Genomic DNA, 11,993 nt, shown 5'->3' with positions numbered 1-11,993 from the left:
CGGTGCCGGAATCCATCTCCAGAAGATCAGTTCTCGCCGGCATGGCGGCCATGACAGTGGCTGCCACGGTCGGCTCCCTCGCGGGGGCGACGCCCGCGTTCGCGGCGACGGCCGCCACCCCACTGCCGCTGCCTCCGCTGCGTATCCCCAAGGTCGACATGGGCGTGGAGCAGCAGCCGAACTCCAAGGTCCAGTGGCTGCAGGACGCCAAGCTGGGCATGTTCATCCACTGGGGTGTGTATTCGGGCCCGGCCAAGGGTGAGTGGTACATGCACAACGCGCCCGTCACGCCGACGGACTACCAGAAGTTCGTCACCGACGCCACGAGTCAGCAGTTCACCGCGGACGCCTTCGACCCGACGGCCTGGGCGCAGCTGGCGAAGGACTTCGGAGCGAAGTACACGACGCTGACCACCCGCCACCACGACGGGTTCGCGCTGTGGCCGCTGAACCACCCCAACAGCTGGAACTCCGGTCAGGCACCGCTGAGCCGTGACTTCGTCGCTGACTACGTGTCGGCGGTGCGGGCGGCCGGACTGAGGGTGGGCCTGTACTACTCGCCCATCGACTGGCGCTACCCCGGCTACTACGACGTCACCGGCACCAACTGCGCGACCAACCCCTGGGGTTACACCACCGATCCCGCGCACAAGGAGAACGCGCGGATCATGAAGACCGAGGTGTACGAGTCGGTCAAGGAGCTGGTCACCCAGTACGGCGTGATCGACGACCTGTGGTGGGACGGCGGGTGGATCGCCGAGCAGGGCAGCGACGCCTCCGGCGAGTTCTTCTGGGAGCCCGGCCAGTTCCGTGACACCGCCAACCAGTGGCTCGTCGACGACACTTACGGTGAGAAGGACGCCAGCGGCAAGCCGCTGGGCCTGATGGGCATGGTCCGCAAGCACCAGCCCGACATCGTCGCCACCTCACGCTCCGGCTGGATGGGCGACTACGACAGCGACGAGGGCGGCTCGGTCCCCAGCGGGGCGATCCGCACCGGCAGGCTCGTCGAGAAGGCGTTCACCGTCTGCGGGTCCTGGGGCTACAACTCCTCGGCGTCCGTGATGAGCTACGGCACGGCGATGAACATCCTGGTCAACTGCTGGATCCGCAACATCACCGCGATCGTCAACGTCGGCCCGGACCGGCACGGCACGGTTCCCGCCGCCCAGGCGAGTCTGCTGCGGCAGATCGGCACCTTCATGACCGCCTGTGGCCAGTCCGTCTACAACACGCGCGGCGGCCCCTGGAACCCGGTCGACGGCCAGTACGGCTTCACCTACAAGGACAACACCTTCTACACCCATCTGCTGCCCGGCTACAGCGGCACCACCTTCACCACCCCCTCCATCGGCGACGCCCAGGTCACACGCGTCTTCGACGTGCGCTCCGGCGGGAACCTGGCGTTCACGGTAAGCACTGACGGCCGCGTCACGATCAACGGCATCGACCGCACCACCCACCCCCAGGACAGTGTCGTCGGCGTAACCCTGGACCGCTCCGTGCAGCCGGCCGACATCGCCGCCGGCAAGACCGCGACCGCCGACAGCCAGGAGACGTCCAAAGGCAACCTCGCGACCAAGGCGGTCGACGGGGAAACCTCCACCCGCTGGTGCGCCAACGACGGCAACACCGGTCACTGGCTCAAGGTCGACCTCGGCTCGACCCGGTCGCTCACCGGCACCCGGATCGCCTGGGAGATGGACAAGACCAACTACCGGTACAAGATCGAGGGCTCCACCGACAACAGCACCTGGACGACACTCGTCGACAACACCGCCACAACGAGTACCAGCCAGGTCCAGGCGGCCGTTTTCCAGGCCCAGGCACGCTACGTCCGCGTCACCGTCACCGGCCTGCCGGCCAACGTGTGGGCGTCCATCCGCAGTCTGGAGGTCTACGACCGGCCCTTCACCGCGGACCTGGGCACCTACAAGGTCATCAACCGCAAGAGCGGCAAGGCCCTGGACGTCCAAAACGCGTCGACCGCCGACGGCGCGACCCTCATTCAGTATCCCTATGGCGGCGGGGCCAACCAGCAGTGGAGCCTCCTGCCGAACACCGATGGTTCCTTGCGGCTGGTCAACGTCAAGAGCGGCAAGCTCCTGCAGAGTCCCAGCTCCATCCAGGGCGCGACCCTGACCCAGGGCACCGACAGCGGTGACGACAGCCAGTGGTGGATGCTGGTCCCCTCGGCCACCAGCGGCTACTACCGGCTCGTCAACGTCCACACGGGATGGTGTGCCGACGTCGCCGGCGGATCGACCGACGACAGTGCGAGCGTCATCCAGTGGCCCATCGGGAGCGGCACCAACCAGGAGTGGCAACTCGTCAGCCTCTGACCGGTGTCCGGGAGGGCCGTGCCGCCAGACGGCACGGCCCTCCCGGCCCTTGGGGAAGGTCCTTCGACTGCCTGACACTCCTCTGCGCGACGCGAAAGTATCGCGACGCTCCTCGTGGTGATCATGTCTTGCGGGAGGTGTTGTGGTCCACCTTCTGCACTGGTCAGCAGGCATGTAGCGGCGCCTCTCGCGGCCTCTGTGAAGCCACGAAAGTCCAGGTATGCTTTCGCTACCCCTGGGTAGCGTGAGGGGTGCCACAATGACGGCTTCACCGGGCGAGGGGATGGGGAAAGGCGCGTGCCGGACAACCGATCAGAAGCACCTTCCACGGAAGAGCCGGACGAACAGAGCACCGGCGGTGAGGGGCCGGCAGCGGTCACCATCGCGTACATCGCCGAGTCCGCAGGCGTCTCGGTCCCCACCGTGTCGAAGGTGCTCAACGGCCGGTCGGGCGTGTCGGACGAGACCCGGGCCCGCATCGAGGAACTGATCCAGCGGTACGGCTACCGCAAGCCGCCGAAGAACCGCAGCAACCTCGTGGAGCTCGTGTTCCGCGAGCTGGAGAGCATGTGGGCCGTGGAGATCATCCGCGGCGTCGAACGGGCGGCCCGCAGGAACAAGGTCGGTGTCCTGGTGTCGGAGTTCGGTCTTCACGACACACCGGTCAGGACCATCGACGAGACCGTGGGGCGGCGCCCACAGTGCGTCCTGTCGGTGGCGTGGCTGTCGGAGGGAGAGAGGGACCAGCTGAAGGCGAAGGGCATCCCGTTCGTCGTCTTCGACCCGAGCCGGGAACTCCCCGACGACGTGCCGTTCGTCGGTGCCACCAACTGGAGGGGCGGCCAGGCCGCGACCCGGCACCTGATCGAACTGGGGCACCGGAGCATCGCCATGATCACCGGACCTGATCATCCTTTCTGTCTCGCGCGGACCGCCGGCTATGTCTCGGCGCTCACCGAAGCCGGTCTGCCGGTGGACCCGAACCTGATGGTCAAGACCCTCCTCACCCGCGAGGACGGCTGCACCGCGGCCCGTGACCTGCTGTCCCGGTCCGATCGCCCCACCGCCGTCTTCACCTCCAACGACATGCAGGCCCTCGGCGTCTACCAGGCCGCCCGTGAACTCGGTCTGCGCATCCCGGACGACCTGAGCGTGGTGGGCTTCGACGACGTACCGGCCGTGGCCTGGGTGGATCCGCCGCTGACCACGGTGCACCAGCCCCTCGCCGACATGGCGGTGGCCGCCACCGAACTGGCGCTGGCACTGGGCCGGGGCGAGGACGTGCCCCAGGTCGGAGTGGAGATCGCCACCACCCTCACCGTCCGCGAGAGCACGGCTCCGCCGAAGAGTTGAGCGGACCGGGGGAGAGCCCGGGTGCCGGGGAGGCACCCGGGGCGAGGCACGATCAGGCGACGGTTCCCGTCACCGAGCCTCCGGACTTCGTCACGCGGTACGTCACGGTGGCTCCGCTCCAGAAATGGAAGGTGAGCGTCGCCTGCGTGCTGTCACGCAGTGAGTTGACGAACTTGGAGGTCAGGATGAGGCCGTTGCCCGGGTAGTCGGGGGAGAATGCCTCGTTGAACTCCTGGTAGGGAGTCCAGTCCGTCGGGCCGGCGTTGCTGCCGTCGGCGTACTTGGCCTCCATGGTGGCCAGCTGGTCACCGCGGTACTGGGTGGGGATGGTGAGACCGCCGGTGGTGCCGGTCGCGTTGGAGAGTACGGGCCTGTCGTACGTGGTCACGTAGATCTTCCAGGGCAGGCCACGGGAGAAGCGGGCCTCGATCGTCGCGTTGATCCCATAGGCGCGGTTACCGGCGAGCCGGGTCAGCGCGGTGGCCGTGAGGGTGAGCTGATTGCCGGAGACGGTGTAGTCCCGGCCCTGGACGAGCTTGGTTCTGCCCTGCCACATGCCCTGGAAGGCGGTGCCGTTCGGGTTCAGTGTGAGTGTCCTCGAGGTGATCGCACTCGACTTCGCCAGGAAGACACGGTCCGAGGAGGCGCTCCCCGAGCGGGTCGTCCAGCTCGACTTGATCTGGTTGATCAGCTCGGGCTCACGCCACTGCAGTGTGGAGCGGTTCAGGAAGTTGAAGGCGTCCCACAGGGCCGTGGTCACCCCGGTGGTGCGGGCCTGGTAGCCCAGCATCTCGAAGTACTTCAGTGCCTCGCCCTGTTCGACACGCGGGGGGTGGTTGTAGTCGGGGTAGTTGAGCAGGCCGTACTCGCCCAGGTAGACGGGGATCCCCTTGGAGACGAGGGAGTTGCCTATCCGGGCGAAGGTGTCGGTCATGTCCTTCTGCGAGGTGGCGTCGAACTGGGTGCCGCCGGCGATGTTCACGCTGAACGGGTACCAGCCGTAGTAGTGCACGGTGGCCACGAGGTTGGGGTCGTTCAGCGACCTGATCTCGTTGACCAGGGGGTCGATGCGCTCCTGGGAGGGCGTGCAGCCAAGGCTGGGCAGCACGAGCAGACGGGTCGCGTTGTTGCCGCCGGACTGGCGCACGATGGAGTGGAACGCGGTGTTCAGTTCGTTGAGGTACTGGTTGCCCTGGGCGTCCGTGGTGTTGTTGAACTGCGGTTCGTTGACGCTCTCGAAGAGCAGCGACTGCGGGGAATCCCTGAACTTGGCGGCGATCTGGGTCCAGGAGGCCTTGAAACGGGCCAGTACGTTGTCGTGGTCGGTGGGCATGGTGGCGATCCACTGCCACGAGTCGTGGTGGACGTTGATCACGACGTACAGACCGTCGGACAGGGCCCAGTCGACGACCTGTTTCACGCGGTTCAGCCACGTCGCGTCGATGGTGTAGGGGGCGGTGGAGGACTGGTGGTCGGTCCACGTCACGGGGATGCGGACGCTGCGGAAGCCCTGGGCTTTGATGGTGTCGAACAGGGCTTTGGTGGTCAGGGGGTTGCCCCAGGACGTCTCGTCGGGGATGGCGTCCAGGGTGTTGCCCAGGTTCCAGCTGGGCTGCATCGCCGCCACCGTGTCCATCGGGCTCGCGGCGAGCCGGGGGAGCCGTACGACGGACGCGTCGTTGTGCGCCGGTACGGCGAGGGCGGTGGTGCTGGTCAGCCCGATCGCGGCGACCAGTGCCAGCAGGAGGCCGAGCACACGGCCGGGTCCGCGGCTACGGCGGCCGTCGGCGAGTTGGTGCGTTCCCTTCATCTCTGACCTTTCTCGGTTGGCCGAGCGGGGATCCGCTCGTGGGGGGAGGGAGCGGCAGGTGGCCGAGGGGGGCCGGTCGTCTCGTTGCTCTCGGCACGGCGCCGGTTCGAAGGGCGAGCGGCCCGTGGTCGTACGGATCAGGGGGCGAGCGGCTCGTAGTCGTACCAGTCGAAGTGGACCGTGCCGCTCGCGGCGTACAGGCCGATGACCCGGCCGGTGAATCCGCCGGCCACCTCGGTCGAGAGGTAGCGGCCGTCGAGGGTGCCGAGCGGGGCGAACGTGCCGTCGGGCTCCTCGATGCCGAGGGCGAGGGTGTCGGGCCCGCTGCGGGGGCCCCGCACCGGGGTTGGGGAAATCCGGATGCCGAGGACTACGGGACCGGCGGGCACCGGCCGGGACGCCACGACGGTGCTCAGTGGGCCGACGCGGCTCAGCATTCGCACCTCCGTACCGGACGCCTCGATCTCGTAGTGGTGCTCCTCGTCCAGCCGGACGGCCAGGCCGCCGCGTCCTTCCGTCGCGTCGACGAGGGTGCGTACCCGGCAGGCCGGGTGCTGCTGGCGGCGGCCGACGAACATGACGTCGGGGTCGTCCAGGGAGCCGCCGCGGGCGCGGAGCGTCAGCCATCCGGCGCGCTCCTTGGTGGTGCAGCGCTCCGCCGGACGATCGCGCAGGGAGATCCACTGCGGCCGCAGTTCGCTGAGGTCGAAGTCGTCCCGACCGGGCTCGACGGGGCCGGGGACGAGCGGCCAGGCGGGCGCGGGCAGGTCGGGCGACGCCTCGCCGACGACGGGCCAGCCGTCCACCCAGGTCACCGGTGTCAGGAACGTCTCCCGGCCGAGTACGTGCCAGCCCGGGGTGCCACCGCCCGGCCGTACGCCCAGCAGAACCATCCACCACGAACCGTCGGGGCCCTGGACCAGGTCCGCGTGGCCGGTGTTCTGGACGGGACGGTCGGTGCCGCGGTGGGTCAGGACCGGGTTGGCCGGGCAGGGCTCGAACGGGCCGTCGGGGGTGCGGCCGCGGGCGATCGAGACACCGTGGCACCGCTCCGTGCCGCCCTCGGCGATGAGCAGGTACCAGTAGTCGCCGATCCGGTACAGGTGAGGCGCTTCAGGGGCCTTGGAGCCGGGGGTGCCGGACCAGATCCGGTGCGGCGGGCCGAAGGTCTCCCCGGTGTACGGGTCGATGCGGACCTGCGCGACCCCGGCGACCGTGCACCAGCAGGTGCCGTCCTCGTCCCAGGCGAGATCCGGGTCGATGCCGGGCACCCCGGGGAGGCGGATCGGGTCCGACCACGGTCCGGCGGCGTCGGTGGCGGTGACCAGGATGTTGCCGCCGCCCTCGGTCACATTGGTGACGATCAGCCAGAACCGGCCGTCGTGATGGCGCAGTGTGGGGGCGTAGATACCGGCGGACGACGGGGTGTCGGCGGTGAGGTGGAGCTGGCTCGGCCGGTCCAGGACGTTGCCGATCTGCGTCCAGTGCACCAGGTCGCGGCTGTGGAAGACGGGGACGCCGGGGAAGTACTCGAAGCTGGAGCAGACGAGGTAGTAGTCGTCGCCCACGCGGCAGACGCTGGGGTCCGGGTGGAAGCCGGGGATCACGGGGTTGCTGACGGTGGCTTCCGCCTGCTGCTTGCCTGACACGCAGTCAAGTCCTTTCGATGCGTTGGTGGCTTGGGGTGCGGCGTCGAGTGTTCATTGCGATGGCCCTTCCCCTTCGGAGCGTCGAAGCGCTTCACCTGGCGGCGAACGTTAATGACATGTTTCTCGCGAAACAAGGGTGATAGCCCCGAGAAACTTTCTTGTTCCCCGCTCATTGACAGTCCAGGGCGCCGGTGGCAGCGTCGAAGCGCTTCACTCCTTCGCAACCAGCCTGCTCATAGGGGTATGCCTCGTGGGTTCTCCGTCCCCGTCCGCCGTCGGCCGGCTTCCGTTCCGTGACCCGGCGCTGCCGATGAACAAGCGCGTCGACGACCTGCTCGCGCGGCTCACGCTCGACGAACGGATCGCGCTGCTGCACCAGTACGCTCCGGCCGTGGAGCGCCTCGGCGTCGCCGCCTTCCGCACCGGCACAGAGGCCCTGCACGGTGTGTCCTGGCTCGGCGAGGCGACCGTCTTCCCACAGGCCGTGGGGCTCGGCGCGACCTGGGACGAGGACCTCGTGCACGAGGTCGCCGAGGCCGTCTCGGTGGAACTGCGCGCCTTCCACCACCACCGCCCCACCGCGAACGGCGTCGGCACCCACAGTCTCCAGGCGTGGGCACCCGTGGTGAACCTGCTGCGCGACCCGCGCTGGGGCCGCAACGAGGAGGGGTACTCCGAGGACCCCGTGCACACCGCCCGGCTCGGCACCGCCTACTGCCGCGGCCTGTCCGGCGACCACCCGACCTACCTGCGCGTGGCCCCGGTGCTCAAGCACTTCCTCGCCTACAACAACGAGGACGACCGCTGCGTCACCTCCTCCGGCCTGCGCCCCCGTGTCCTGCAGGAGTACGACCTGGCCGCCTTCCGCCCCATCGTCGCCTCCGGCGCGGCGACCGGCGCGATGGCCGCCTACAACCTCGTCAACGGCCGCCCCTGCCACGTCAGTCCGCTCTTGGAGACGGAACTGCGCAGCTGGGCCGCGCCGACCGGACACGAGCTGTTCGTCGTCAGCGACGCCGAAGCACCCTCCAACCTGGTCGAGCAGGAGCACTACTTCGACGACCACCCCGCAGGCCACGCCGCGGCACTGAAAGCCGGCATCGACAGCTTCACCGACCAGAACGAGGACAGCTCGACCGTGGTCGGCCGACTGCGCGAAGCCCTGGAACGCGGCCTGATCGACGAGGACGACATCGACCGCGCGGCCCGGCGCCAGCTGCAACTCCGTTTCCGGCTCGGCGAGTTCGACCCTGACCTCGACCCGTACACCGGTATCGGCCCCGAGACGATCGACTCTCCCGAGCACCGCGCCCTCGCCCTGCGCGCCGCGACCGAGTCCGTGGTGCTGCTCAAGAACGACGGCCTGCTGCCCCTCCAGGCGGAGCGGGCACCCCGCGTCGCCGTCATCGGCCCGCTCGCCGACAGCCTGCACGAGGACTGGTACAGCGGCACCCTGCCCTACCGGGTGGGCATCGCCTCAGGGCTGCGCGCGGCGCTCGGAGACGGCGGCGACGTCGTCACCGTGGAGGGCGCCGACCGTATCGCGCTGCGCTCCCGCACCTCGGGCGAACGGCTCGGCGGTACCGCCTACGACGTCGCGGAGTGGGGCGACGGTGTGCTGACCCTGCGCGACGCCGAGACCGGCCGCTGTCTCAGCCGCAAGGACGACGACTCGCTCGTCGCGGACCGCGAGGTCATCAAGACCTGGTTCATCAACGAGACTTTCGTCCTGGAGCCCGACCCGGCCGACGACGCCGACAGTGTGCTGCTGCGCAACGTCCTCACCGGTCGCTACGCGGTCGTCGACCCCGCGGACGGCCGGGTATCCGTCACCGCCGAGACCCCGCAGGCCGCCGAACGCTGGCGGCGGGAGCTGCTGCGGGACGGCACTGCCGAAGCCCGCACGGCCGCCGAGGCCGCCGACATCGCGATCGTCGTCCTCGGCAACCACCCGCTCATCAACGGCCGCGAGACCGAGGACCGTACGGGCATCGCGCTGCCCGGCACCCAGGAGGCGCTGCTGCGCGCGGTCGCCGAGGTCCGCCCGGAGACCGCCCTGATCGTCATGAGCAGTTACCCCTACGCCCTCGACTGGGCCGACGAGTACCTGCCCGCCGTGGTGTGGACCTCCCACGGCGGGCAGGAAACAGGCGGCGCGCTGGCCGCCGTACTGCTTGGGGAGGCCGATCCCACCGGCCGACTGCCCCAGACCTGGTACCGGGGCGACGACGAACTCCCGCACCCCCTCGACTACGACGTCATCAAGGCGGGCTGGACCTACCAGTACCACCGCGGCGCACCCCGGTACGCCTTCGGCCACGGCCTGTCCTACACCGCCTTCGCCCACAGCGACCTGCGGCTGTCCACGTCGACGCCGGCGCGGGACGGCGCACTCGACGTCTCGGTGACGCTGACCAACACCGGCGACCGGCCCGGCAGCGAGGTGGTCCAGCTCTACGTCCGGGCGCTGGACGCGCGCTACCAGGCGCCCCGGCTGCGGCTCGCCGACTTCCGCAAGGTACGGCTCGCCCCCGGCGAGAGCCGGGAACTGACCTTCCGGCTGCCGATCGAGCGGTTCGCGCACTGGGACGTCGCCACGGGCGCGTTCACCGTGGACCCCGGCGCCTACGAGGTCCTCATCGCCCGCTCCGCCGAACACGTCGTCCTGACCGCATCGTTGACGGTGACCGGCGCGGCCCCGGCCCCCCGGGTGGTGGTCGGCCGGCGCAGCCGGGCAGCCGACTTCGACGACCATGCGAACGTCACGCTCGTCGACGCCACCCGCGTCGCCGGCGACGCGGTCACCCCGACCGATCCCGCGCGCCCCGCCACCCTGCTGTTCGACTCCGTCGACCTGTCCGGCTCCGCCCGTTTCGAGGCGGAGGTCGCTCGCGAGGGCGACGGGTCCGGTGAGGCACGCATCGAGGTCCGGGCCGGCGATCAGCTCCTGGCCGAGTCGGCCGTACCGGCGACGGGCAGCCGCTACACCTGGGCGACGGTGACCGCCGACGCGACCGTGCCCGGCGACGGTGTCCACGACCTGCGGCTGACGCTGCACGGTGACTTCCGCCTCTCCTCCTTCCGCTTCGGCTCGGCCCGCTCCGACTCGGCCGCGGACGGCACCCGCGACGAGGAAGCAGTCGGAGGGGAAACCCGGGGCGGAGCCGCATGACCAGCCCCGCCTTCCCAAGGACGGACGCCTGCGCTTCCTGCGGACAGGGGGAAGGGCGGGCGCCGGCCTCGCGGGAACCGACGGCGCTGGACTCGTGTCATCGGACCGGCCCTTCGAGAGGCAGGATGGGGGCCTCGAGGGCTTCGTCGCGGTCGCACACGAGGGTGTCTCCGTTCACCCGCAGGCGGGCGACCTGGATCGAGCTTCGGCGGTCGTTGTGGTCGCCGTGCCGTACGGCGCCCTCGTCGGTTCGTCCGGGGTGTGTGAAGTAGAAGAAGAAGGCGCCGAGTTCGCTGGTGACGACATCGGCGTGGAATCCATACGTCGCGTCGTCCGTGCCCTGCCCCGGGCGGTCGAGAATGAGTCCCTGCGGTTCCCATGTCTCCAGGTCCCGCGAGCGCAGAACCCGCAAGCCGTGCCATTCGTCGACGAGCATCCAGTAACTGCCGCCGAGCTCGAAGACGTTCGGGCCTTCGTGCGCCGAGCACTCGACGGCGGGGCCCCGGACGGTCCACTGCGCCAGGTCTGCGCTGTCCGCCGCGTAGGTGTGCGCGTGATCGGCCTCGTCCTTGTACCACATGCGGTAGCCGCCCGAGGGGAGCGGCAGGACGCAGGCGTCGATCACTCTCCCGGACGAGAGCGAGAGGGTGGAGCGGTAGATCCAAGAGAAGAGGTCGTACCCACGGCGTCCCCGTCCACCAACTCCTCGGCGGTCACGTGCGCGACCGGGTGCGTGTCTACGGCTGGGTCGGCGGCGAAACCCCCGAGGAACTGGCCGAGTCAGCGGCCGAGCAGGTCGCCAAGGGCATGACGGCGGTCAAGCTGAACCCCTGCGGCCAACTGGAGCCGCTCGCCACACCCGCCGCGATCAACGCCATCGTGGCCGGGGTGACCGCGGTCCGCGAGGCCATCGGACCGGAGCGCGACCTGGCACTGGACTTCCACGGCCGGTTCAGCGGGGCGATGTCCCGCCGCGTCCTGCCGCTCCTCGAACCGCTCCTGCCGCTCTTCGTCGAAGAGCCCGTGCTCCCGGAGTTCTCCGGCGACCTCGGCGCCGTGGCACGCTCCACCTCCATCCCCATCGCCACCGGCGAACGGCTCTACTCCCGCTGGGACTTCCGCTCGGTGCTCTCCGAACGGCATCGCTGTGGCCCAGCCCGACATCAGCCACGCCGGCGGCATCTCCGAGAGCCGCCGGATCGCCGCGATGGCCGAGACGTACGACGTCCTGGTGGCCCCGCACTGCCCGCTCGGCCCGATCGCCCTCGCGGCCAGCCTCCAACTCGACTTCGCGATCCCCAACTTCCTCATTCAGGAACAGGCCCTGGGCATCGGCTACGGCGACAGCAGTGGGCTGCTGGACTACCTCGCCGACACCACGCCCTTCACGTTCCGCGACGGTTACATCGACCGCCCGACCGCGCCCGGTCTCGGCATCACCATCGACGAGAACGCCGTCCGGGCCGCCGCCGAACGCGGCCACCGCTGGCGCAACCCCGTCTGGCGCAACACGGATGGCTCACTGGCCTCCTGGTAGCCCGTGGCTCCGCCCGGCCCTGGTGTCGGTCCGCTGGGATTCAGGTGGTCGCGGATCACGCGGGATGAGTACGCCTCGTCGGACAGGACCACATCAAGCCGGGCGCGGTGCTTGAGGGCGGCCGAGTTCC

6 protein-coding genes and 1 pseudogene are annotated in these 11,993 nt (G+C 69.6%); 4 read left to right on the top strand and 3 right to left on the bottom strand.

The features are described from left to right. The first annotated feature begins 50 nt into the window (after positions 1-50). Together IG99_RS37950 and IG99_RS37945 are read left to right on the top strand one after the other, a co-directional pair. Positions 51-2,342, top strand: coding sequence for an alpha-L-fucosidase (locus IG99_RS37950; RefSeq protein WP_234312092.1), 2,292 nt, complete (start codon positions 51-53; stop codon positions 2,340-2,342). 297 nt (positions 2,343-2,639) lie between these two features. Further along, the gene (locus IG99_RS37945) at positions 2,640-3,695 is read left to right on the top strand and encodes a LacI family DNA-binding transcriptional regulator (RefSeq protein WP_037682452.1); all 1,056 of its coding nucleotides are present in this window, start codon (positions 2,640-2,642) and stop codon (positions 3,693-3,695) included. A 52-nt stretch (positions 3,696-3,747) separates the two neighbouring features. On the opposite strand, the gene IG99_RS37940 is transcribed toward IG99_RS37945, so the two are convergent. Both IG99_RS37940 and IG99_RS37935 read right to left on the bottom strand, forming a co-directional pair. After that, the gene (locus tag IG99_RS37940) at positions 3,748-5,505 is read right to left on the bottom strand and encodes a cellulase family glycosylhydrolase (protein WP_037682451.1); all 1,758 of its coding nucleotides are present in this window, start codon (positions 5,503-5,505) and stop codon (positions 3,748-3,750) included. A 137-nt stretch (positions 5,506-5,642) separates the two neighbouring features. Beyond that, on the bottom strand, positions 5,643-7,154 hold the full coding sequence (locus tag IG99_RS37935) for a glycoside hydrolase family 43 protein (RefSeq protein ID WP_037682450.1): 1,512 nt from the start codon (positions 7,152-7,154) through the stop codon (positions 5,643-5,645). Between the two features lie 310 nt (positions 7,155-7,464). On the opposite strand from IG99_RS37935, the gene IG99_RS37930 reads away from it, so the two are divergent. Continuing rightward, a complete protein-coding gene (locus IG99_RS37930) occupies positions 7,465-10,326 on the top strand; it encodes a glycoside hydrolase family 3 protein (RefSeq protein ID WP_107056130.1) in 2,862 nt (953 codons plus the stop codon). 97 nt (positions 10,327-10,423) lie between these two features. On the opposite strand, the gene IG99_RS49830 is transcribed toward IG99_RS37930, so the two are convergent. Then, complete coding sequence (locus IG99_RS49830; protein ID WP_199815697.1) at positions 10,424-10,951, bottom strand: glycoside hydrolase family protein; 528 nt, start codon at positions 10,949-10,951, stop codon at positions 10,424-10,426. Between the two features lie 47 nt (positions 10,952-10,998). On the opposite strand from IG99_RS49830, the pseudogene dgoD reads away from it, so the two are divergent. Continuing rightward, positions 10,999-11,863, top strand: a pseudogene (gene dgoD / locus IG99_RS37920) (galactonate dehydratase); the annotation flags it as partial. Positions 11,864-11,993: the final 130 nt, after the last annotated feature.

Origin of the sequence: Streptomyces griseus subsp. griseus, from assembly GCF_000720255.1 — a bacterium.
Lineage (GTDB): Bacteria > Actinomycetota > Actinomycetes > Streptomycetales > Streptomycetaceae > Streptomyces > Streptomyces griseus_I.
This window is presented reverse-complemented; position numbering and strand designations above follow the sequence as displayed.

Coding starts and splice junctions, on each gene's coding strand:
- IG99_RS37930 (WP_107056130.1), top strand. CDS start 7,465: ATGAACAAGCGCGTCGACGACCTGCTCGCGCGGCTCACGCTCGACGAA.
- IG99_RS37950 (WP_234312092.1), top strand. CDS start 51: ATGACAGTGGCTGCCACGGTCGGCTCCCTCGCGGGGGCGACGCCCGCG.
- IG99_RS37940 (WP_037682451.1), bottom strand. CDS start 5,505: ATGAAGGGAACGCACCAACTCGCCGACGGCCGCCGTAGCCGCGGACCC.